The 21,743-nt window shown below is 68.0% G+C and carries 22 protein-coding genes; 16 read left to right on the top strand and 6 right to left on the bottom strand.

Annotation, left to right across the window (positions count from 1 at the left end; translation table 11 throughout):
- Position 1: 1 nt before the first annotated feature.
- Positions 2-1,069 carry a hypothetical protein gene (locus tag DMB37_RS07325; protein WP_135232053.1) on the bottom strand — a complete coding sequence of 356 codons (1,068 nt, stop codon included), beginning with the start codon at positions 1,067-1,069 and terminating at the stop codon, positions 2-4.
- A gap of 198 nt (positions 1,070-1,267) precedes the next feature.
- Between DMB37_RS07325 and DMB37_RS07320 the strand changes: the two genes are divergently transcribed.
- Both DMB37_RS07320 and DMB37_RS07315 read left to right on the top strand, forming a co-directional pair.
- Complete coding sequence (locus DMB37_RS07320; protein WP_135232052.1) at positions 1,268-1,828, top strand: DUF4334 domain-containing protein; 561 nt, start codon at positions 1,268-1,270, stop codon at positions 1,826-1,828.
- A 117-nt stretch (positions 1,829-1,945) separates the two neighbouring features.
- Positions 1,946-3,181 (top strand): FAD-dependent oxidoreductase, encoded by a 1,236-nt coding sequence (locus DMB37_RS07315; RefSeq protein WP_135232051.1) that lies wholly within the window; start codon positions 1,946-1,948, stop codon positions 3,179-3,181.
- A 179-nt stretch (positions 3,182-3,360) separates the two neighbouring features.
- Here the strand turns inward: DMB37_RS07315 and DMB37_RS07310 are convergent, their stop codons facing one another.
- Complete coding sequence (locus tag DMB37_RS07310) at positions 3,361-4,341, bottom strand: zinc-binding dehydrogenase (RefSeq protein ID WP_240772281.1); 981 nt, start codon at positions 4,339-4,341, stop codon at positions 3,361-3,363.
- Positions 4,342-4,426: 85 nt separating this feature from the next.
- On the opposite strand from DMB37_RS07310, the gene DMB37_RS07305 reads away from it, so the two are divergent.
- Positions 4,427-5,002 carry a TetR/AcrR family transcriptional regulator gene (locus DMB37_RS07305; RefSeq protein ID WP_135232049.1) on the top strand — a complete coding sequence of 192 codons (576 nt, stop codon included), beginning with the start codon at positions 4,427-4,429 and terminating at the stop codon, positions 5,000-5,002.
- Between the two features lie 30 nt (positions 5,003-5,032).
- Here DMB37_RS07305 and DMB37_RS07300 read toward each other — a convergent pair whose 3' ends face one another.
- Positions 5,033-5,854, bottom strand: coding sequence for a CPBP family intramembrane glutamic endopeptidase (locus DMB37_RS07300; RefSeq protein ID WP_135232048.1), 822 nt, complete (start codon positions 5,852-5,854; stop codon positions 5,033-5,035).
- Between the two features lie 78 nt (positions 5,855-5,932).
- Positions 5,933-6,646, bottom strand: coding sequence for an HD domain-containing protein (locus DMB37_RS07295; RefSeq protein WP_135232047.1), 714 nt, complete (start codon positions 6,644-6,646; stop codon positions 5,933-5,935).
- A gap of 111 nt (positions 6,647-6,757) precedes the next feature.
- Between DMB37_RS07295 and DMB37_RS07290 the strand changes: the two genes are divergently transcribed.
- Positions 6,758-7,600, top strand: a complete 843-nt coding sequence (locus DMB37_RS07290) for a hypothetical protein (protein ID WP_135232046.1) — start codon at positions 6,758-6,760, stop codon at positions 7,598-7,600.
- 55 nt (positions 7,601-7,655) lie between these two features.
- Here the strand turns inward: DMB37_RS07290 and DMB37_RS07285 are convergent, their stop codons facing one another.
- Positions 7,656-8,105, bottom strand: a complete 450-nt coding sequence (locus DMB37_RS07285) for an SgcJ/EcaC family oxidoreductase (RefSeq protein WP_135232045.1) — start codon at positions 8,103-8,105, stop codon at positions 7,656-7,658.
- 58 nt (positions 8,106-8,163) lie between these two features.
- On the bottom strand, positions 8,164-8,790 hold the full coding sequence (locus tag DMB37_RS07280) for an alpha-ketoglutarate-dependent dioxygenase AlkB (RefSeq protein WP_135232044.1): 627 nt from the start codon (positions 8,788-8,790) through the stop codon (positions 8,164-8,166).
- A 129-nt stretch (positions 8,791-8,919) separates the two neighbouring features.
- On the opposite strand from DMB37_RS07280, the gene DMB37_RS07275 reads away from it, so the two are divergent.
- From DMB37_RS07275 to coaBC, 12 genes are all read left to right on the top strand, one after another.
- Complete coding sequence (locus tag DMB37_RS07275) at positions 8,920-9,285, top strand: class I SAM-dependent methyltransferase (RefSeq protein ID WP_240772280.1); 366 nt, start codon at positions 8,920-8,922, stop codon at positions 9,283-9,285.
- A gap of 256 nt (positions 9,286-9,541) precedes the next feature.
- On the top strand, positions 9,542-10,174 hold the full coding sequence (gene pyrR / locus DMB37_RS07270) for a bifunctional pyr operon transcriptional regulator/uracil phosphoribosyltransferase PyrR (protein ID WP_107657945.1): 633 nt from the start codon (positions 9,542-9,544) through the stop codon (positions 10,172-10,174).
- A 67-nt stretch (positions 10,175-10,241) separates the two neighbouring features.
- Complete coding sequence (locus tag DMB37_RS07265; protein WP_135232043.1) at positions 10,242-11,201, top strand: aspartate carbamoyltransferase catalytic subunit; 960 nt, start codon at positions 10,242-10,244, stop codon at positions 11,199-11,201.
- Entirely contained in the window at positions 11,198-12,586 is a 1,389-nt protein-coding gene (locus DMB37_RS07260) for a dihydroorotase (RefSeq protein ID WP_240772279.1), read from the top strand. Before DMB37_RS07265 ends, DMB37_RS07260 begins: the two co-directional genes overlap by 4 nt.
- The gene (locus DMB37_RS07255) at positions 12,587-13,105 is read left to right on the top strand and encodes a transporter (protein WP_135232042.1); all 519 of its coding nucleotides are present in this window, start codon (positions 12,587-12,589) and stop codon (positions 13,103-13,105) included. It abuts the gene before it with no gap.
- 23 nt (positions 13,106-13,128) lie between these two features.
- Positions 13,129-14,274, top strand: coding sequence for a glutamine-hydrolyzing carbamoyl-phosphate synthase small subunit (gene carA, locus DMB37_RS07250; protein WP_135237399.1), 1,146 nt, complete (start codon positions 13,129-13,131; stop codon positions 14,272-14,274).
- Positions 14,274-17,600 (top strand): carbamoyl-phosphate synthase large subunit, encoded by a 3,327-nt coding sequence (carB, locus tag DMB37_RS07245; RefSeq protein WP_135232041.1) that lies wholly within the window; start codon positions 14,274-14,276, stop codon positions 17,598-17,600. Before carA ends, carB begins: the two co-directional genes overlap by 1 nt.
- Before the next feature lie 40 nt (positions 17,601-17,640).
- Positions 17,641-18,465, top strand: coding sequence for an orotidine-5'-phosphate decarboxylase (pyrF, locus tag DMB37_RS07240; RefSeq protein WP_135237398.1), 825 nt, complete (start codon positions 17,641-17,643; stop codon positions 18,463-18,465).
- Positions 18,466-19,067: 602 nt separating this feature from the next.
- Positions 19,068-19,388, top strand: a complete 321-nt coding sequence (gene mihF / locus DMB37_RS07235) for an integration host factor, actinobacterial type (RefSeq protein ID WP_014986450.1) — start codon at positions 19,068-19,070, stop codon at positions 19,386-19,388.
- An 8-nt stretch (positions 19,389-19,396) separates the two neighbouring features.
- Entirely contained in the window at positions 19,397-19,981 is a 585-nt protein-coding gene (gene gmk, locus DMB37_RS07230) for a guanylate kinase (RefSeq protein ID WP_107657940.1), read from the top strand.
- A 27-nt stretch (positions 19,982-20,008) separates the two neighbouring features.
- Positions 20,009-20,290, top strand: coding sequence for a DNA-directed RNA polymerase subunit omega (gene rpoZ, locus DMB37_RS07225; RefSeq protein ID WP_107657939.1), 282 nt, complete (start codon positions 20,009-20,011; stop codon positions 20,288-20,290).
- 40 nt (positions 20,291-20,330) lie between these two features.
- Positions 20,331-21,554 carry a bifunctional phosphopantothenoylcysteine decarboxylase/phosphopantothenate--cysteine ligase CoaBC gene (gene coaBC, locus DMB37_RS07220; protein ID WP_135232040.1) on the top strand — a complete coding sequence of 408 codons (1,224 nt, stop codon included), beginning with the start codon at positions 20,331-20,333 and terminating at the stop codon, positions 21,552-21,554.
- Positions 21,555-21,743: the final 189 nt, after the last annotated feature.

Raw genomic sequence — 21,743 nt, 5'->3', positions numbered from 1 at the left:
GTCAGGCGACGCCGCGCGCCAGATTGTCCCCGGCGCCGCGCAGGAACGGATTGCTGTCGCGCAGTGCCTTTTCGATGATCACCTGGACGTCGGCGTCGTCGTAATCGTTGGGGATGTCCAGGCCGAGAACCGCGAACAGCGTCCGTACCTCCGCGACCGTCGGCTCCTGATCGAGCGGTACCCGCGGCGCCCGTTCGATGGGCACGCGGCGGCATTCGTGGAAGCTGGTCTGCAACTCGGTGCGCCATGAGTCGTAATAGGGCTGGCCGCGTTGCACGATCATCGCCGGAAAGCGCGGTCCGCGTTGGGTGACGATCAGATAGCGCGAGGACATGTCCCAGCGAAACATCGACACGCTCGAGGTGAGCGCGATCTCGATATCGAGGAATTGGCGCAGCCGCTGTTTGTACCAGCAGACCGCGAGAATCGTTGCGTACAACTCGATTTGGGTGCCCTTGCCGGTCCAGGTGAGCGCGTCGTCGTTCTCGCCTTCGGCCAGCGTCCGATACAGGGCCGCATAGCGTTGGCAGACATCGAGATCGGTGGGATCGAGAATCTCGATGCGCGCGTGGAAATCCCGGCCGTCGTGATGAGCCTGTTTGAGGCAGTCCGGCAGCGTCACCACGCGTGTGTGCGCGCCGGTGCCGCCTTTGAACGTCCAGCGTTCGGTGCCTTGCCGCGCCTTGGCGAGGGCCTCCGAGACCTCGGTGCCGACGGCGAAGCGCACGGCGGCCAGGTCGTCGAGCGTGCGCTGGGTTCGTTCGAGCACGCCTTCGACGGGTGTCAGGGTGGCGACCCGCTCATGCAGATCGCGCAAAGTGCCTGCGACCTCGGTGATCGTCTGCCGGATTTCCGCGTTCACCGATTCCTGGCGCCACCGGTCCCGCAGCATCGCATAGGCGACCACACCGAGCGTGAGCGGAATGACCTTGCTGACCAGATCGGTGGGAATCACGTCGACGAGGCCTAATACGCTCATGGTCACGGCTAGCGCCACCGCGACCACGCTTTCCGCATTGGATTTGATCCACTCGAGATCGGTTCGCAGCTGCGCTGAAAAACGCCCCATCTGCGCTCTCTTTCCACCCCGCGGGCCCCGACAGACGACCTCAGAGTAAACGTCTGCCAGTCGCTATGCCCGGCGATTCGCCCAGCGGCACAACGGATAAACCCGACAGACCAGTCCTGTTCCGCCCTGCATGACCGATCGGCTCCGACACGGAGATAGAGTTAATGTTGCATCATCGCAACAGTGAGGAGATCGGACATGGCCGACACGAACGCAACGGCAGCGGCCGAACTGGCGGCACTCCGCGCTCGTCGCTGTACCCCCGAGCAGGCCTCGGCGTTCTTCGACAGCCTGCCCGCGGTGCCGGTCGCCGAGATCACCACCGGACGCTGGCAGGGCGACGAGCTGGATACCGGGCATCCGTTCGCCGGTGTGCTGGTCGCGTCGGGGTGGTACGGCAAGCAGTTCGACGACGCGGATACCGTGCATCCGCTGCTGTTCGCCGCCGACGGCGTGGTGTTTCCGGTGGATCCGCGGCGGGTGCCGCTCGGTCTCGCGGGACGCGTGCCGATGGCGGGCGTGCGGGCCGGGAAGAAAATGCTCGGCTACCTACGGTTCGCCTTCCAAACGCACCGGCCGACAGCGCGTTTGCGTGATGTGGAGTATCGCGGCGTGCTCAGTGCGGCGATGATCTACGACCACCTGCCGATCATCGATCACTTCCGGCGGGTCGACGCGCACACGCTGCTCGGTGTGATGGATATGCGCGGGTTGGCCGAGCCGTACTTCTTCATCCTGCGGCAGGAGTCCACCTCCTGAACCGGGACGACTGAGTTTCGATCCGCGACAGCGCATCTCGGCCCGGCGCGCAGCCACAGGCAGTAGCATTTCCAGCACAGGCGATACCTTGCGGCACCGACCGAGGAGGGACAGTCGATGGAACACACGACCTGCCTGGTGGTCGGCGGGGGACCGGCCGGGATGATCCTCGGACTGCTGCTCGCGCGGGCCGGCGTCGAGGTGACCGTGCTGGAGAAGCACAAGGACTTCCTGCGTGACTTCCGCGGCGACACCGTGCATCCCACCACCCTCGACCTGCTCGACGAGCTCGGGCTCGGTGCGGAGTTCGCGAAACTGCCGTCGCGCAAACTGGAACAGATACAGCTGGCCACCGCCTCCGGATTGCAGACCTTCGCCTCGCTGCGGGATCTGCCCGGCAAGCACAAGTACATCGCCATGGTGCCGCAGTGGGACCTGCTCGACCTGCTGGCGCGCGCCGCCCAACAGGAGCCGAGTTTCCGGCTGCGAATGAATACCGAAGCGACCGAACTGATCTGGTCGGACGGCAAGGTCGCCGGCGTCGGTTATCGGACCACCGACGGCGCTACCGGGGAGATCCGCGCCGACCTCACTGTCGCCTGTGACGGGCGCGGTTCGGTGCTCCGCGTTGCTGCGGGCCTGGCGTCGCGGAATTGGCCGACCCCGATGGACGTGTGGTGGTTCCGCTTGCCGCGCACCGAGATCGACCCCGCGGGCGCGGTACCGATCGTCACCGCGCATCGTGCCGCGGTCCTGCTCGACCGCGGCGACTACTGGCAGTGCGCCACCCTTATCGCCAAGGGCACCGACGCGGTGGCGCGACGCGGGCCGGTCGAGGAGATCATGCGCACCATGGCCGACGCGGTGCCCTGGTTGAAGGACCGGGTCGACGCGCTCACCAGCTGGGACGAGGTGAAGCTGCTCGACGTCCAGCTCGACCGGCTGACCACCTGGTACACCGGGGGACTGCTGTTCATCGGCGATGCCGCGCACGCCATGTCCCCGGTCGGTGGCGTCGGCATCAACCTGGCCGTCCAGGACGCCGTCGCGGCCGCGAGAATCCTTGCCGCGCCGCTGCTCTCGAAATCCGTCAGCACCCGCGACCTGGCCAAGGTGCAGCGCCGCCGCACCCTGCCGACCGTGGTAACCCAAGGCATGCAGCGGGTTCTGCACGCACGGGTGCTCCGCCCGGCGCTCCAGGGCGGCATCAATATCGCCAACGCCCCGCAAGCCCCGCTGCCGGTTCGCGTGCTGCGCCGAATCCCCGTGGTGCGCAGCATCCCACCATTCCTGGTAGCCCGCGGCGTCCTGCCCGAGCACGCCCCCGACTTCGCCCGCCGCACCGCCGGCTGACCTGCTGCGCAGGTCTCCGCCGCGACAGTTGGACTCGTGCGCGCGAAATTGCGCAGGTCCGCCAGCCGGTGCGCGGCGTGGTCTGGACGGCGCTGCTCTTTGCACCTGGCTGGTTGCGGTATGGCGTTGGCAATGTCGTGTCCGCCGAGATGTGTTGCGCGGCAGGGCCGTCCTCCCGGTTACGAGTCGTGGCCCGGGCGGAGGATGATCCTGCCCAGGGGTGTGCGGTCCTCGATGAGCTGGTGAGCCCGTGCTGCTTGGTCCAGCGGCAGCACTGTTTCGACCAGCGGATCCAGATCTCCTGCGGCGGCGAGGTCCAGGGTCGCGGTGTGGGCGGCGGCGACGCGGGCCAGCCAGGCGGGACCCGCGCAACCGGTGAGGGTCAGGCCGCGGGTGATCAGGTCGGCGGCGGCCAGCTGGGCGGGGGCGCCGGAGAGCCAGCCGTAGCTGAGCATGCGGCCGTGCAGCGGCGTCATGAGGTCGAGGAGGTCGTGGGCGGTGCTGCCGCCGATCGAGTCGAAGACCACGTCGAGCGTTGCGCCGCCGAGGATTTCGCGCAGTTGAGCCGGCCATTCGGGATCGTTGTGATCGATCACCTCGTCCGCGCCGAGCTTGCGTGCCTGTTCGATCTTCGCCGGTCCGCCCGCCGTGGCGATGATGCGCGCGCCGCCGTACCCCTTGGCGAGCTGGGTGAGGTAGCTGCCGATACCTGTTGCGGCGGCTTCGATCAGCACCGTTTCGGTGCCGGTGAGCCGGGCCGTTTCCAACAGTGGCAGCGCCACCGACCCGCTCATCAGCACCGCCGCCGCGTCCACCGAGGACAGGCCGTCCGGGATAAATGTCACGGAACCGGCTGGGGCGCTGACGAATTCGGCATAGGCACCGAAGCCCATGGTGGCCACTGTCACGCGACGGCCGATCAGTGCGGGATCCACGTCCGTGCCCACCTCGATCACCACGCCGGCGGCTTGGAAACCGAAGACCAGCGGCGGCTCGACACCGAGCGGGAACTCCCCGGAGCGCAGCTTGGTCTCCGGGAACAGGACCGGGATGGCCTCGGCGCGGATCACGACCTCGTCCGCACCGGCCTGCGGCGGCGCAACCTCCTCGAGGACCAATACCTCGGGTCCGCCGGTCCCCGTCATTACGATTGCCTTCATCGCGAACTCCATAAGTTGACTATCGGTCCAGTTACTTCGCAACGATATGGACCGACGGTCAAGTTTGTCAATGAAAGCAGGTGTGATGACCGACGGGCGTCCGAAGGAACGGGCCGACGCCGCGCGCAATCGGCGTGCGATTCTCGACGCGACGACCGCGCTGCTGGCCGAACACGGCGCCGAGGCGATCACCATGGACCGGGTCGCCGCCGCGGCCGGGGTGGGGAAGGGCACCATCTTTCATCGCTTCGGCAATCGCGCGGGACTGCTGCACGAGATGGTCGCCGAGAGCGCGCTCACCTTGATGGACGCCATCACCAGCGGGCCGCCACCCCTGGGGCCCGGCGCACCGGCCGACGCGCGACTGCTCGCCTATTTCGACGCGATGACACGCCTGGTGATCGAGAACTCGGAGTTGATGGTCGCCTATCGCACGGTGCCGCCACACCCGCGCACCGGCGAGTTCCACGCGTTCTGGGACAACCACATCACCGCGCTACTGAGCCAAGCCCGCCCCGATGTCGATGCCCAAGTGGTCGGCAGGTTGCTGCTCGCCACCATCGGCGGTGAACTGGTGCCGACCATGGTCCGCTCCGGTGAGACCGACCGGCTGCTCGGCGCCGTGCGCGAACTGGTCGAATCGGTGCTGCGTCGACCCTGAAACATGTCGACTCTGAAACATGTTGTACGCCTAGAACATTGCGGCAATCATCGCGATCGGCAGATTGATGATCCCGTGCACCAGGAACAGCAACCAGGGATTCCGGTACCGCGACCACAGGTAGCCGAGGAAGAGGCCGTAGCTGCCGACGTGGACGAAGGTGGCGGCGAGGTCGATGCCGAAACCGTTGCCGCCGTGGATTTTTACGTGCCAGGCGGCGAATGTCAGCGAGGAGACGACGATCGCGGGCCAGCGTCCGAGCGTGGCTTCCAGCCTGGTCTGCAACCAGACCCGGTAGAAGATCTCCTCCAGCACCGCGTTCAGGAAGAACACTCCGACTACCGCGATGAGATCCGGTGGCGCACCGGTGTAGGGCCGTCCGAACAGCGTGAACAAGGCCAGGAAGGTCACCACCGCGGGCATCGGGCGCAGCCATCGGCCCTGTGTGTCGACCCGATACCATTCGTGCCCCGCGACCAACCGGAACAGCAGCGGAATGGTCACCAGCAGAAGCAGTTTCAAGCAGACGAACCACAGGTCGCCGCCGGGGGAGAGGTAAAAGGCGACCGCGAAACCGAGCCCGAGCGCGAGCAGCCACCACGCCTGCCGTTCGACCGCACGCGGATCGGCGGTCGGAAAGAGGACGTCGTCGCGTCGCTTCGGCGGCACCAGCCAGGCGACCGCCAGCCCGCCGGCCACCGTCAGGACGGCAATCCACAGCGCCACGGTGTCGTCGGAGGTGGCCGAGACACGCATCATCGTGTGTCCCGTCGCGATCAGCGTCACCACCGCGGCCAGGTACACCAAGACTCCCGCTGTCAGCAGGAGGCCACCGGTCCTTCGAAGTCGCATGCGCCTCACGATGCCATCGGCGCTCTACAAGGCCGACCCGGCGGACCGGATGTCATCCGAAAGTACTAGGCGTCGACGTCACTCGGGAGCGAGGATGGCGTCGAAACGTTCGTCCGCGCTGTCGAGTTGGCCGAGGATGTGCTGCTTCACCTCGTCGTCCAGGGGTGTGTCCGCTCGGGTGACGAGGTCGCGGTAGATGGCGGTCAGTGGACGGTATTTGGCTGCGAGCTTGTGCATGGCGGGCTCGGTCGCATACAGAATGCCCACCCCGTTGTCGGTGAAGTCGGAGAGCTTGATGATCCTGGCCCACGGGGCCTGCTCGAGATTGGCGGCGACGTGTTCGCGGTATTGGAGGTGCCGGTCGATCGACGGGTCCGGTTCGGGATTGGTGACGGCCGCGACCAGCTCGGCCACCCGCTCGCCGAAGCGGTCGGCGAGTTCGGCGAGGGCCGCCGCGGTGGCCGGACCCGGTCGGTCGCCGGCCAGTTCCACGGGGTGATCCTCGACGGCATCGTGCAGCAGGCCCGCGGCGACCAGATCGCCGTCGCGCACCCGGTAGTGGCTGATGATCCGGATGGCCACGCGCAGTAGATGATTGAGATACGGTTCGCGTCCGTAGCGGTCGTCGCGGTGGAGTTCGGTGGCCAGGTCGAGCGCGTCGGTGAGCCGGTCGGCGTCCGGCAGGTCCGCGATCTCCAGCAGTAATCGTTCGCGCAGCCCGGCCTCGCCGTAGACCTCGCTGATCGTGTGCAGCGGCATCACGGCCAAGACCCCCGCCCCAGGATTGCTCATGCTGTCAATCTAACGGCGCACCGCGCTGGGCGTCGCGGTAAAAATCCGTTGCCGCCGCCGGTAGAGCCGTGGTGTCCTGAATGGAACGCGAGGCAGGAACCGGAGGTACACGTGGCCGCGCAAGACAAGCGGCCGCGACATCGTTCGGCCACCGACGAGATGTTGAAGCTGCACCGGCGCACGATGGTGCTCGACGGACGGGTGTACACCGTCGTCAGCCTGCGCCCCGGCACCGATTTCCGCTTCGCCACCAATCGTTTTCACGACACCTGGCATGTGCTGACCGACTGGCGCGGTGCGCGGGTGCTTGCGCGGCTGGCGTGGGGGCTGGCGTATCAGCGGCGGCCGGGCACCCTGGTCGTGCTCGATCCGGCGCAGCTGGACTCGAATCCGTTCGACGGTGCGCCGTCGGATCCGATCGTGTTCGTGCCGTCCGAGCTGACCGTCTTCACCAGGGCGGCGGCGGTGGCGTTGCGGCGCCGGTTGCCGTTCCGCGAACGGTCCGAAGGCACCGTGCGCTGGCAGACCTTCGGATTGAACGGGGCGGTCGCGGAGGAGCTGGCGTGGCGTGCCAAGGACGTCAGCGAACGATTCGACCACTACCTGCCGCAGCCCACCGGTTGGCTGCGGGTGGATCGGATCGGCGGCTTGGTCACCCTTTTCGGCGCGGCCGACCAATTGCGTGCGCTGGCGCAATCTCTCGCCACTCTGGGCACCTATGCCTATTACGGCATGGACTATCACTATCTGGATTACCCGGAGTGCAACGGTGAAGTGCAGATCTTTCGGGACTACCGCAGCCGCGTGACCACCGCCCGTCGCGCCCGCAGCGACGTCCTCGGGCCCGACCACCATGGACCCATCACCGAGGATGACGAACGCGCCATCTGGTGCCACGCCGCCGCCCTGCGTCGTAACCGACTTCCGCGCCTCCCCGAACCCGCACCGAACTAGGCGCAGCGCCGCACCCCTCGGTGCTGTTGCGGCGCTGCGCCGTTGGGGGAGGTGGTTATTCGGCCTTGGGGATCAGGGTGTTCTGCCTGGCCGCTGTCCACCAGCGCCCGTCCTCTTTGACCAGGACGTAGAGCGCGATCATCGCGTGGTCGATATCGATCAGTTCGCCGTCGGCCGTGGTCGCCCGCGCCACCTTGTGGGCGATCGCCACGTCGGGGCGCAGGAAGGTGATGTCGGTGACCTCGTAGCGGACGTACTGGTCCTTCAGGAAACCGGCCAGCCCACGACGATTCGCTTCGAGCAGCGCGTCGCGTCCGGTCATCAGGGCGCCCACCGCATTGACGACGGCGGCGTTCGCGGTGAAGTCGGCGGTCATCAATTCGGCGTCGTTGGTGTTGTATGCGGTCTCGACATTGCCGATGATCTGCTCGATGGCCGCGATATCGGCGGTGTGGTCGACGGTCGTGTCGCTGACCAGGGGCGGTTGAAAGGTCTCCGTGCTCATGGGATCAGGCTCCAACCTCAACATTGGTTCATGTCAAGGCTTGCCGCGTGCACCGTCTTCAGCGCACGCCGCGGGTGCGGAACTGGATGCTGATCCGCGGACCGGTCGGCTTCCGTGTTTTCGGCACGGCGTGCTCCCAGGTGCGCTGGCAGGAGCCGCCCATCACCAGTAGATCGCCGTGCCCCACCTGGTATCGGATGCTCTCGCCGCCGCCGCGCGGGCGCAGCAGCAGTGCGCGCGGCGCACCGATCGACACGATCGCCACCATGGTGTCCTGGGTCGCGCCGCGGCCGAAGTTGTCGCCGTGCCAGGCGACGCTGTCCTGCCCGTCGCGGTAGTAACACAGCCCGGCCGTGCGGAACGGCTCGCCGAGTTCGCGCCGATAGTGCTCGCTCAACGCCTGCCGCGCGTCCGCCAGCGCCGGATCGGGCAGTGGCTCATGTTCCTCGTAGAACTTCAGCAACCGCGGCACATCCACCACGCGGTCGTACATCGGCCGCCGTTCGGCCTTCCATGGCACATCGTCGACCAGCCGGTCGAACAGCGCGTCGGCGCCCGACAGCCACCCGGGCAGCATGTCCACCCAGGCGCCGTGGTCCAGCACCGTGCGCCGCGCGGCGCGCAGCGACCCGAATTCGGTATCACCGAACCCGTCGAGCAGTGATCCCTGCAGCGGTGTCGACATGTCAGCGAATCTACCCGTAATCGAACATATGTGCTAGCGCTAATCGGACGTGGCGATCCCGATATTCGGGCGCAGTCGTACGCCATTGGCTTAACTGGCGGAGCCAGTAGACACGAAGGGGAGCGGACGATGAGCGGAGCTGGACCGGAAGCGCCGATGGCGGGGGTCGCGATGACCGCGGTAGGGGTCGCGGTCATCCGGGTGCGGGAATCGGATCGGCCGGACCGGCTGTACGACGATCCGCTGGCCCGGGATTTCGTCGCGGCCGCGCGCCGCGGCTTCACCGAGACCGAGGACGGCGCGCAGCGGTGGACGCAGCTGGAAGCGCTGGCCGGCACCTCGAACTCTCCGCTCCGGCAAGCCGTTTCGACGTCCTCCGATTCGCGGTCGACGAAAACCCCGCCCAGTACCGCGAACTCCGTCGGCTGGTCCGCGCCGGGCACGACAGCGAGGACCGGCTCGCGGGCTTGGGTCCCGACGCCGAGGAATGGCTAGCGGACCGCGGCTGGCACACCACCTTCCGCAGCTGGGGCGAGCTCGTCGCACCGCTCGACCGACCGGTGGACAACCCAGGGGTCGGCTTGATCATCGCGGTGCGCGCATGATCGTGCGTGGCCCCGCTCACAGCCTGGCCGTGGCACCGCTCACACCGCGCTATACCTGGTGAAAGCCTGGTTTCGGCCGCTGTTACGCTGCTTGCCGTAAGACATCCTTTAACGGACCGTCCGGTGAGGCGGGGAAGGAGGTCGGCATGGCCGTGCCCGAACGGGCCGCCAAGTCCGGCGCTGCCGAGTCATCGCAGCGACACACCCCCGAGGGGGTGGAGGCGGGGCGGGAGCTGTTGTCGGCTTCCGATGTGAGCCGGACCATCGCGCGCATCGCGCATCAGATCATCGAGAAGACCGCGCTGGACGCGGGCGAGCAAGGCGCGCCACGCGTCGTGCTGATCGGCATCCCCACCCGGGGCACCTCGCTGGCCGCGCGGCTCACCGACAAGATCGAGGAGTTCTCCGGCGTCCGCCCGGCCCTCGGCTCGCTCGACATCACCCTCTACCGCGACGATCTGCGCACCCGGCCGCACCGGCCGCTGGAGCGCACCTCGGTCCCGGAGGGCGGCATCGAAGACGCGCTGGTCGTGCTGATCGACGACGTCCTCTTCTCCGGCCGCACCGTGCGCTCCGCCCTGGACGGGCTGCGCGACCTCGGCCGCCCGCGCGCCGTGCAGCTCGCGGTGCTCATCGACCGCGGCCACCGCGAACTTCCCATCCGGGCCGACTACGTGGGCAAGAACGTGCCCACCTCGCGCTCCGAAGACATCTCGGTCCTGCTCACCGAACACGACGGCCGCGACGGCGTTTACCTGCGCCAGGAGGCCGAAGCGTGAGCGAGCGAACCATCAACACAGCGGCCCCGTGCCGAACGACGGAACCGAGCGTCAGCGAGGTGCAGTCGTGAGGCACCTTTTGACCGTCGGCGATTTGGATCGCGCCACCGCGACGGAGTTGCTGGACGAGGCCGAACGTTTCGAGCAGGCGCTGCTCGGCCGCGAGGTGCACAAACTGCCGACCCTGCGCGGACGCACCGTGATGACGGTGTTCTACGAGAACTCCACCCGCACCAGGGTGTCGTTCGAGGTCGCGGGCAAGTGGATGAGCGCCGACGTGATCAACGTCAGCGCAAGCAGCTCCTCGGTCTCCAAGGGCGAATCCTTGCGCGACACCGCGCTCACCCTGCACGCCGCGGGCGCCGACGCGCTGATCGTGCGGCATCCGGCTTCCGGTGCGGCACACCAGATCGCGCGCTGGATGGACGCCTGGGCGGTGCAGTCCGGCCGCACCTCCGGCCCGGCCATCATCAACGCGGGCGACGGCACGCACGAGCACCCCACCCAGGCGCTGCTCGACGCGCTGACCCTGCGGCAGCGGCTCGGCGATATCGAGGGCAAGCGGGTCGTCATCGTCGGTGACATCCTGCACAGCCGGGTGGCCCGCTCGAACGTTTTCCTGCTGGCGACCCTCGGTGCGGAGGTGGTGCTGGTCGCGCCGCGCACCCTGCTGCCGGTCGGCGTGGACGCCTGGCCCGCCAGGATCGCGCACTCGCTGGACGCCGAATTGCCCGGCGCCGACGCGGTTCTCATGCTGCGGGTGCAGGCCGAGCGGATGAACGGCGGCTTCTTCCCGTCGGCCCGCGAATACTCGATCAATTACGGACTGTCCGAACGCAGGCTGGCACTGCTGGACGAGCATGCGACGGTCCTGCATCCCGGCCCGATGCTGCGCGGCATGGAAATCGCCTCGCCGGTAGCCGATTCGGCGCAGGCCGCGATCTTGCAACAGGTGACGAACGGAGTACACATGCGCATGGCCGTCCTGTTCCGGCTGCTGGTCGGTACGCAGGAGGCGGTGGCATGAGCGAGCTTTTGATCAAGGGCGCCTTGGTTTACGGCGAGGGTGAGCCGGTCGACGTACTGGTCGCCGACGGTGTGATCCGGGAGATCGGCGCCGATCTCGCCGCAGGCGACGACGTGGACATCATCGACGCCCGCGGCCAGATCCTGCTGCCCGGCTTCGTCGATCTGCACACGCACCTGCGCGAGCCCGGCCGCGAGGACACCGAAACCATCGAATCCGGTTCCGCCGCAGCCGCGTTGGGTGGCTACACGGCGGTGTTCGCGATGGCCAACACCAATCCGGTGGCCGACTCGGTGGTCGTCACCGACCACGTGTGGCGGCGCGGGCAAGAGGTCGGCCTGGTCGACGTGTACCCGGTGGGCGCGGTCACCGTCGGCCTCGAAGGCAAGCAGCTCGCCGAGATGGGCACCATGGCAGCCGGTGTCGGCGCGGTGCGGATGTTCTCCGACGACGGCCACTGCGTCTACGACCCGCTGCTCATGCGCCGCGCGCTGGAGTACGCGAACACCCTCGGCGTGCTGATCGCTCAGCACGCGGAGGAGCCGCGGCTCACCGTCGGCGCGATCGCGCACGAGGGCCCCACCGCGGCCCGGCTCGGCCTGGCCGGTTGGCCGCGCGCCGCCGAGGAGTCGATCGTGGCGCGCGACGCGCTGCTGGCCCGCGATGCCGGTGCGCGCGTACACATCTGCCACGCCTCCACCGCGGGCACCGTCGAGCTGGTGAAATGGGCCAAGGCGCAAGGCATCTCGATCACCGCCGAGGTCACCCCGCACCACCTGCTGCTCGACGACTCGCGCCTGGAGACCTACGACGCGGTCAACAAGGTCAACCCGCCGCTGCGCGAGGCCTCCGACGCCGCCGCGCTGCGCCAGGCGCTGGCCGACGGCGTCATCGACTGTGTCGCCACCGACCACGCCCCGCACGCCGAGCAGGACAAGTGCTGCGAGTTCGCCGCCGCCCGCCCCGGCATGCTCGGCCTGGAGACCGCGCTGTCGATCATCGTGCAGACCATGGTGCAGCCCGGCCTGCTGGACTGGCGCGGGGTCGCCAGGGTGATGAGCGAGCAGCCCGCCGCGATCGTCGGGCTCGACGAGCACGGCAGGCCGATCGAGGTCGGTGAGCCGGCGAACCTGACGCTGGTCGATCCCGAGGCCAGCTGGACGGTGCGCGCGAAGGAGCTCGCCAGCATCTCGAACAACACACCGTTCGAGGACATGACGTTCCCGGCCCGAGTGACAACGACGTTGCTCAGGGGCCGGGTGACCGCCCGCGAGGGCAAGGCGGTGGGTAACCCCGCGGTGCGAGCGACGGGCCCGGAGGCGGTAGCGAAGCGTGACCACGCAGGGCACCGGGAGCGCCGCCGATCGGATACAGGAGGTCCGTAAGTGGAACGAACACTGTGGGTAATCGGGCTTGCCGCGCTGTTCGCCCTGTGCATCTGGCTGATGTATCGGGGCTGGCAGAACCGGGCCGCGCGCCAGGTGAGCAGCATCGGCGAACTGCCCGCCGTGCCCGCCGACCTGGGCGCCCAGCTGCTCGAGCCGACCACCGGCCTGTATCTCGGCAGCACCATGGCGCCCAGCTGGCAGGACCGGATCGCGGTGGGCGACTTGGGTTTCCGGGCCACGGCCGAACTCACCCGGTTCGAACGAGGAATTCTGCTCGAGCGTGACGGCGCGACGGTGATCTGGATCCCGCAGGAATCCATCACCGCGGTGCGCACCGAGCGCGGGCATGCGGGCAAAGTGATGACAGAAGATGGTGTGCTGGTAGTTCGCTGGAAGCTGCCCACCGGAACCGAGATAGATACCGGTTTCCGCGGTGACGACAAGTCGGTGTACCCGGCTTGGACGCGTGGCCTGCAGGCGGACCAGACCAGCACGACGACGGGAGACGACGAATGACCGCAGTATCGCGCAGCGATTCCATGGGGGGTGGAGGTCGGGCGACGGGATGGGCGACGCAACAAGACGCAGCTCTGGTGCTGGAGGACGGCCGGGTATTCCGCGGCTCGGCCTACGGCGCCGTGGGCGAGACGCTCGGTGAGGCGGTGTTCTGCACCGCGATGACCGGGTACCAAGAGACCCTCACCGACCCCAGCTACCACCGCCAGATCGTGGTCGCCGCGGCACCGCAGATCGGCAACACCGGCTGGAACGACGAGGACGACGAGTCCGGCAAGATCTGGGTGGCCGGCTACGTGGTCCGCGACCCCGCCCGCCGCGCCTCCAACTGGCGCGCCACCACCACGCTGCCCGAGGCGATGCAACGCCAGGACATCGTCGGCATCGCGGGCATCGACACCCGCGCCCTGGTGCGGCACCTGCGCACCCGCGGCTCGATGAAGGCGGGCATCTTCTCCGGCGCCGCCCTGGCTGACACCGATGAACTGCTCGGCCGGGTCAACGGCCAGCCGTCCATGCTCGGCGCCGACCTGGCCGAGGAGGTGAGCACCGACTCGGTGTACACCATCGAGCCGACCGGCGATCCCCGATTCACCGTGGTCGCAGTCGATCTCGGCATCAAGACCAATACCCCGCGAATGTTCGCCGAGCGCGGCATGCGGGTGCACGTGGTGCCGTCGAACGCCTCGATCGAGCAGATCCTCGACCTGAAGCCGAACGGGGTCTTCCTCTCCAACGGCCCCGGCGACCCGGCCACCCAGGACGGCGCGGTCGCGCTGACCAGGAGCGTGCTGGAGCGCGGCGTGCCGCTGTTCGGCATCTGCTTCGGCAACCAGATTCTCGGCCGCGCGCTCGGCCGCGACACCTACAAGATGAAGTTCGGCCACCGCGGCATCAATATCCCGGTGATCGAGCACGGGACCGGTCGCATCGCGATCACCGCGCAGAACCACGGCTTCGCGCTGGAAGGCGAGCAGGGCGAACAGTTCGACACCCCGTTCGGCCGCGCCGAGGTCAGCCATGTCTGCGCCAACGACGGCACCGTCGAGGGTGTGCGCCTGATCGACGGCCGCGCGTTCTCGGTGCAGTACCACCCGGAGGCCGCCGCCGGACCCCACGACGCTGCTTATCTCTTCGACCGCTTCGCCGGTCTCATGGAAGGGGCCTGATGCCACGCCGCACCGATCTGAAGCACATCCTGGTGATCGGCTCCGGGCCGATCGTCATCGGCCAGGCCTGCGAGTTCGACTACTCCGGCACCCAGGCGTGCCGGGTGCTGCGGGCCGAGGGCCTGCGGGTTTCACTGGTGAACTCCAACCCGGCGACCATCATGACCGACCCTGAGTTCGCCGACGCGACCTACGTGGAGCCGATCACGCCGGAGTTCGTCGAGAAGGTCATCGCCAAGGAGCGCCCCGACGCGATCCTGGCCACCCTCGGCGGCCAGACCGCGCTGAACACCGCGGTCGCGCTGCATGAGAACGGCGTGCTGGAGAAGTACAACGTCGAGATGATCGGCGCCGACTTCGACGCCATCCAGCGCGGTGAGGACCGGCAGAAGTTCAAGGACATCGTCGCCAAGGTCGGCGGCGAAAGTGCCCGCTCCCGTGTGTGTTACACGATGGACGAGGTGCGCGAGACGGTCGCCGAGCTGGGATTCCCGGTGGTGGTGCGGCCTTCGTTCACCATGGGCGGGCTCGGCTCCGGAATGGCCTACAACGACGAGGATCTCGATCGCATCGCCGGCGGCGGCCTGGCCGCCTCGCCGACGGCGAACGTGCTGATCGAGGAATCCATTCTGGGCTGGAAGGAATTCGAGCTCGAGCTGATGCGCGACAGCCGCGACAACGTCGTGGTGGTCTGCTCCATCGAGAACGTCGACCCGATGGGCGTGCACACCGGCGACTCGATGACCGTGGCCCCGGCCATGACGCTCACCGACCGCGAGTACCAGAAGATGCGCGACCTCGGCATCGCGATCCTGCGCGAGGTCGGCGTGGACACCGGCGGCTGCAACATCCAGTTCGCGGTGGACCCGGCCGACGGCCGCCTGATCGTCATCGAGATGAACCCGCGCGTCTCGCGCTCGTCCGCATTGGCTTCCAAGGCAACGGGTTTCCCGATCGCCAAGATCGCCGCCAAGCTGGCCATCGGCTACACCCTCGACGAGATCGTCAACGACATCACCAAGGAGACCCCGGCCTGCTTCGAGCCGACCCTGGACTACGTGGTCGTCAAGGCGCCGCGGTTCGCGTTCGAGAAGTTCCCGGGCGCCGACCCGACGCTGACCACCACCATGAAGTCGGTCGGCGAGGCAATGTCGTTGGGCCGCAACTTCGCCGAGGCGCTCGGCAAGGTGCTGCGCTCGCTGGAGACCAAGGCCGCAGGCTTCTGGACTCAGGACGACGGCAAATGGACTGACGTCGAAGCGATCCTGGAAGACCTGCGCACGCCGATCGAGGGCCGCATCTACCAGGTCGAGCGGGCGCTGCGACTCGGCGCGAGCATCGAAGACGTCGCTGCCGCTTCGGGTGTCGACCCGTGGTTCGTCGCCGAGGTCGCCGGTCTGGTGGAGCTGCGCCAGGAGATCATGGACGCGCCGGTGCTCGACGAGACCTTGCTGCGCCGGGCCAAGCACTACGGCCTGTCCGACGGTCAGATCGCCGCGCTGCGCCCGGAGTTGGCGGGGGAGACCGGCGTTCGTGCGCTGCGGCATCGGCTCGGGGTCCGTCCGGTCTTCAAGACCGTCGACACCTGCGCCGCCGAGTTCGAGGCCAAGACGCCGTACCACTACTCGACCTACGAGCTCGATCCCGCTGCGGAGTCCGAGGTGGCGCCGCAGCGCGAGCGCGACAAGGTGATCATCCTCGGCTCCGGCCCGAACCGGATCGGCCAGGGCATCGAGTTCGACTACTCGTGCGTGCACGCGGCGCAGACGCTGTCGCAGGCCGGGTACGAGACCGTCATGGTCAACTGCAACCCGGAGACCGTCTCCACCGACTACGACACCGCCGACCGGCTCTACTTCGAGCCGCTCACCTTCGAGGACGTGCTCGAGGTGTACCACGCGGAAACCGAGTCGGGGCATGTCACGGGCGTGATCGTGCAGCTGGGCGGGCAGACGCCGCTCGGGCTCGCGCAGCGGCTCACCGACGCAGGCGTCCCGGTGGTCGGCACCAGCGCCGCCGCCATCGACCTGGCCGAGGACCGTGGTGAATTCGGCGACGTGCTGGTCGCGGCCGGGCTGCCCGCGCCGAAGTACGGCACGGCGACCACCTTCGCGCAGGCCAAGAAGATCGCCGCGAGCATCGGCTACCCGGTGCTGGTTCGCCCGTCCTACGTGCTCGGCGGGCGCGGCATGGAGATCGTCTACGACGAGAACTCCTTGGAGGGCTACATCTCTCGGGCCACCGAGCTCAGCCCCGAGCATCCGGTGCTGGTCGACCGGTTCCTCGAAGACGCCATCGAGATCGACGTCGACGCACTGTGCGACGGCGAAGAGGTCTACCTCGGCGGTGTGATGGAACACATCGAAGAGGCGGGCATCCACTCCGGTGACTCCGCCTGCGCGCTGCCCCCGATCACCCTGGGCCGCAGCGACATCGAGGCGGTGCGCCGCTCGACGGTCGCGCTGGCCAAGGGCATCGGCGTCAAGGGCCTGCTGAACGTGCAGTACGCGCTCAAGGACGACGTGCTCTACGTGCTCGAGGCGAATCCCCGGGCCAGCCGCACGGTTCCGTTCGTGTCCAAGGCCACCGCGGTGCCGCTGGCCAAGGCGGCCGCGCGGATCGCGCTGGGCGCCACCATCGCCGAGCTGCGCAAGGAAGGCATGCTGCCCGGCGAGGGCGACGGCGGGCACGTTCCGCTCGACGCGCCGGTGGCGGTGAAGGAGGCCGTGCTGCCGTTCCACCGGTTCCGCAAGGCCGATGGCACCGGCGTGGATTCGCTGCTCTCCCCGGAGATGAAGTCCACCGGCGAGGTGATGGGCATCGACGCCGACTTCGGCACGGCGTTCGCCAAGAGCCAGACCGCCGCCTACGGCTCGCTGCCCACCGAGGGCACCGTGTTCGTCTCGATCGCGAACCGGGACAAGCGCGCCATGGTGTTCCCGGTCAAGCGCCTCAACGACCTCGGGTTCCGCATCCTGGCCACCGAGGGAACGGCCGAGATGTTGCGCCGCAACGGCATTCCGTGCGAGCGGGTGCGCAAGCACTCGGACCCGGAGACTGTGGGCGCCGACACCGACGTGCCGCAGCCGACCATCGTAGAGATGATCAGGGACGGCGAGATCGACATGGTGTTCAACACCCCTTACGGCAACTCCGGCCCGCGCGTGGACGGCTACGAAATCCGCAGCGCCGCGGTCGGTGTGAACATCCCGTGCATCACCACCGTGCAGGGCGCGGCCGCCGCGGTGCAGGGCATCGAGGCGAGCATCAACGGCGGGATCGGGGTGCGTTCGCTGCAGGAACTGCATTCGGTGCTGCGTGGCTGAGCCCGACTCGACACGAACAGCACAGGACGGAGTGGGTGTGGTGCAGACCTTCGGTGACCGATTGCAGCACGCCATGGGGCAATTCGGGCCCGTGTGCGTCGGCATCGATCCGCACCCCGGCCTGCTGGAGTCGTGGGGCCTCGCCGCCGATGCGGACGGACTGGAGCAGTTCGCGGAGATCTGCGTCGAAGCCTTCGACGGCTGCGTCGCGCTGGTGAAGCCGCAGGTCGCGTTCTTCGAGACCTACGGCTCCGCCGGAATCGCGGTGCTGGAGCGCACGATCGAGGTGCTGCGGGCCTCGGGCACGCTGGTGCTCGCCGACGCCAAGCGCGGCGACATCGGCTCCACCATGGACGCCTACGCGCAGGCCTGGCTCGCCGACGGCCCGCTCGGGTCGGATGCGGTGACGGTCTCGCCCTACCTCGGATTCGGCTCGCTGGCACCGGCTTTGGACCTGGCCGCGGCCAACGGCCGCGGCGTCTTCGTGCTCGCCGCCACCTCGAATCCCGAAGGGGCGCAGGTACAGCGGGTCGTCGCGGGGGACGGCCGCACCATCGCCCAGACGATGGTCGACGAGGCCGCCGCGCGTAACGAGGGCGCCGAATTCGGCTCCGTCGGCGTCGTGATCGGCGCGACGCTGACCGAGGCGCCGGACCTGTCCGAGCTCAACGGGCCGATCCTGATGCCGGGTGTCGGCGCGCAGGGCGGCGGCCCGGAAACCATCCGCGACCTGGTCTCGGAGGGGATGCTGGCGGCCGCGGTGCCTGCCGTCTCGCGGGAGGTGTTGCGCGACGGGCCGTCGGTTCCGGCCTTGCGCGCCAGATTGAACGAACTGCAGGACGCGTTCGCGTTCCTGCGGAAATAACCCACGAGACCGGCGCATCCGCGCCGGTCTCGCTGCTTTTCCGGGCTCATGTGCACGTGTGCATACGGCCCGTAGCGGGGCCTGTGTGCCCCGCTACGCCCGTTTCCCGGCCCGATGGTGCCCGGATGAGCTGACGGGCCTGGATCGGCCCAGCGGGGCGATCTCCCGACGTACCTCTCGACAACTCGGCGGGGCAGATCGACAATCGATCGTCGCCGCGGTTGTGCCGAATCGGTCATTCGACCTGTCTGTGGCCCACGACACGCTGACGGACAACGCGACACGCGGGCATTTTCGAGAAAGTTCCTGGTCGGCTGGGCGCAGGTTTGCTGGCGACGCATGTCACGTCATAGCAACCCTTCCGCTAACCTGTGTCAATCGTGAAAACCCCCTGCTGACGAGGCATTTCGTGATTTCGGCGGTACGATCTGCGCAGCGACAGAGGAACGGTGCGGAACGTGCTGCTCTCGCGTCTACGGCATCCGGAATCATGCGCTGACCTGGGGGGTGGGTTCGCAATCGGCGGAGGTCGTGGGTACGGTCGCTGAGACTGCCGGGTTACCGGCAGGAGTTGATGCAATGAACGATGAGACGGAGGAACCGTGGCCCTTCCCCAGCTGACTGACGAGCAGCGCGCCGCTGCTTTGGAGAAGGCGGCTGCCGCTCGCCGCGCTCGGGCGGAGCTCAAGGAGCGCCTGAAGCGAGGCGGCACCAACCTGAAGCAGGTCCTCACCGATGCCGAATCCGATGAGATTCTCGGCAAGATGAAGGTGTCGGCGCTGCTGGAGGCCTTGCCGAAGGTGGGCAAGGTCAAGGCAGCGGAAATCATGAGCGAACTGGAGATCGCCCCCACCCGGCGTCTGCGCGGACTCGGCGATCGGCAGCGCAAGGCGCTGCTCGCCCGGTTCGACTTCGACGCCTGATAACGAGGGTGGTCGAACAAACGCGGAAGGGTCGGCTGGTTGTACTGGTCGGCCCCTCGGCCGTCGGAAAGTCGACCGTGGTCCGTTGTGTCCGCGAGCGACTGCCGCACCTGATCTTCAGTGTGTCGGCAACGACTCGGGCCCCTAGGCCCGGGGAGGTCGACGGTCTCGACTATCGATTCGTGTCCAGGGAAGAGTTCGACGCCATGATCGCGGCGGGCGAACTACTCGAGTGGGCGGATATACACGGTGGTTTGCAACGTTCGGGCACCCCGGCCGCGCCGGTACGGGCCGCCCTCGCGGAGGGTCTGCCCGTACTGGTCGAGGTCGACCTCGAAGGCGCACGCGCGGTACGCAAGGCTATTCCCGAAGCCACGCTCGCCTTCCTCGCCCCGCCCAGCTGGGAGGAGTTGGTATCCCGGCTCACGTCGCGCGGCACCGAATCACCCGAGGTGATCGAGCGCAGGCTGGAAACCGCCAGGACCGAATTGGCGGCCTGTGACGAGTTCGACATCGTCATCGTGAACGACGAGGTGACCACCGCCTGTGAGCAGTTGGTATCGTTGTTCGTTAGCACAAATTCGAGTTCGTAACCCTTCCAACGCGCAGGAGCCCCCCTAGTGAGCAGTACGGACATCAAGACCGTTCCCGCATACGACACTCCGATCGGCCTGACCAACCCCCCGATCGATGAGCTGCTGGAGCGCACGTCGTCCAAGTACGCCCTGGTCATCTACGCAGCCAAGCGGGCGCGTCAGATCAACGACTACTACAACCAGCTCGGCGACGGCATCCTCGAATACGTCGGCCCGCTGGTCGAGCCCGGCCTGCAGGAGAAGCCCCTCTCGGTCGCGATGCGCGAGATCCACTCCGACCTGCTCGAGCACGTCGAAGGCGAGTAGCCGGGCTGCTCGCAGTGAATTCAACTAGGCCGGAGGCGTAGTGACCACACGGATCGTCGTCGGCGTCGGCGGAGGGATCGCCGCGTACAAGGCCTGCGCGCTTGTCCGGCGGTTCACCGAGACCGGGCACAAGGTCAGGGTGATCCCCACCGAGTCGGCGCTGCAGTTCGTCGGCAAGGCAACCTTCGAAGCGCTCTCCGGTAATCCGGTGCACACCGATGTGTTCACCGATGTGCCGGAGGTGCCGCACGTTCGGCTGGGCCAGGAGGCGGACCTCGTGGTCATCGCCCCGGCGACCGCCGACCTGATGGCGCGCGCGGCCGCCGGTCGCGCCGACGACCTGCTCACCGCCACGCTGCTGACGGCCCGATGTCCGATCGTGTTCGCGCCCGCGATGCACACCGAGATGTGGGAGCATCCGGCGACCGTCGCCAATGTCACGACGCTGCGCGCACACGGCGCGATCGTCATGGAACCCGCGGCGGGCAGGCTCACCGGCGCCGACACCGGCCCGGGCAGGCTGCCCGAGCCGGAGGAGATCTTCGGGCTCACCACGCTGCTGCTCGAACGCGCCGACGCCATCCCGCGCGACCTCGAAGGCCGCCGGGTGGTCATCACCGCGGGCGGCACCAGGGAACCGCTGGATCCGGTGCGCTTCCTCGGCAACCGCAGCTCGGGCAAGCAGGGCTATGCCCTGGCCAGGGTCGCGGCCCAGCGCGGCGCGCACGTCACGCTGATCGCGGGCAACACGATCGAGATGGCCGCGCCCGCGGCCGTCGATCTGGTGCACATCACCACCGCCGAACAGCTCAAGACCGCGGTCGACAAGCACGCCGTCGGCGCGGACGCGGTGATCATGGCGGCGGCGGTGGCCGACTTCCGGCCCACCGATGTGGCCGCGGCCAAGATCAAGAAGGGCGCCGGCGAGCCCGACGTCATCGCGCTGACCAAGACCGACGACATTCTCGCCGGTCTGGTGCAGGCGCGCCGCGAAGGGCATCTGCCCGGCACCGCGATCGTCGGATTCGCCGCCGAGACCGGTGACGAGCACGGCGATGTGCTCACCTACGCGCGCGCCAAACTGGCCCGCAAGGGCTGTGACCTGCTGGTGGTCAACGCGGTCGGCGAGGGCAAAGCGTTCGAGGTCGACACCAACAACGGCTGGCTGCTCGGTGCGGACGGTACCGAACAGTCGCTCGACCACGGGTCGAAGGCGCTGCTCGCCAGCCGGGTGCTCGACGCGCTCGGGCCATTGTTGCGCTGAAATCAATTGCAAGACTGGATAATGATCCGAGTGGCAGGCCATCGGCACCGTGGTGCCCGGGGGTCCGGGCGACGAACTGTCTGAGATAGAGGTATCTCGGCGCTCGGAACGTCAGTGGTTTGCCATAGTCTGAGATGAAGGGTTGCGGGGTGACGGCATCGCGTTACTGTCGCAAACCAGAGGAATACC

Source organism: Nocardia sp. CS682 (assembly GCF_004634405.1).
Taxonomy (GTDB): domain Bacteria; phylum Actinomycetota; class Actinomycetes; order Mycobacteriales; family Mycobacteriaceae; genus Nocardia; species Nocardia ninae.
Note: the sequence above shows the minus strand (reverse complement) of the source record. Positions and strands in the feature narration are given on the sequence as shown.

Coding starts and splice junctions, on each gene's coding strand:
- carA (WP_135237399.1), top strand. CDS start 13,129: ATGGGGGGTGGAGGTCGGGCGACGGGATGGGCGACGCAACAAGACGCA.
- DMB37_RS07320 (WP_135232052.1), top strand. CDS start 1,268: ATGGCCGACACGAACGCAACGGCAGCGGCCGAACTGGCGGCACTCCGC.
- pyrR (WP_107657945.1), top strand. CDS start 9,542: ATGGCCGTGCCCGAACGGGCCGCCAAGTCCGGCGCTGCCGAGTCATCG.
- DMB37_RS07285 (WP_135232045.1), bottom strand. CDS start 8,105: ATGAGCACGGAGACCTTTCAACCGCCCCTGGTCAGCGACACGACCGTC.
- carB (WP_135232041.1), top strand. CDS start 14,274: ATGCCACGCCGCACCGATCTGAAGCACATCCTGGTGATCGGCTCCGGG.
- DMB37_RS07295 (WP_135232047.1), bottom strand. CDS start 6,646: ATGAGCAATCCTGGGGCGGGGGTCTTGGCCGTGATGCCGCTGCACACG.
- DMB37_RS07315 (WP_135232051.1), top strand. CDS start 1,946: ATGGAACACACGACCTGCCTGGTGGTCGGCGGGGGACCGGCCGGGATG.
- DMB37_RS07280 (WP_135232044.1), bottom strand. CDS start 8,790: ATGTCGACACCGCTGCAGGGATCACTGCTCGACGGGTTCGGTGATACC.
- DMB37_RS07325 (WP_135232053.1), bottom strand. CDS start 1,069: ATGGGGCGTTTTTCAGCGCAGCTGCGAACCGATCTCGAGTGGATCAAA.
- DMB37_RS07305 (WP_135232049.1), top strand. CDS start 4,427: ATGACCGACGGGCGTCCGAAGGAACGGGCCGACGCCGCGCGCAATCGG.
- DMB37_RS07275 (WP_240772280.1), top strand. CDS start 8,920: ATGAGCGGAGCTGGACCGGAAGCGCCGATGGCGGGGGTCGCGATGACC.
- DMB37_RS07260 (WP_240772279.1), top strand. CDS start 11,198: ATGAGCGAGCTTTTGATCAAGGGCGCCTTGGTTTACGGCGAGGGTGAG.
- DMB37_RS07300 (WP_135232048.1), bottom strand. CDS start 5,854: ATGCGACTTCGAAGGACCGGTGGCCTCCTGCTGACAGCGGGAGTCTTG.
- DMB37_RS07310 (WP_240772281.1), bottom strand. CDS start 4,341: ATGAAGGCAATCGTAATGACGGGGACCGGCGGACCCGAGGTATTGGTC.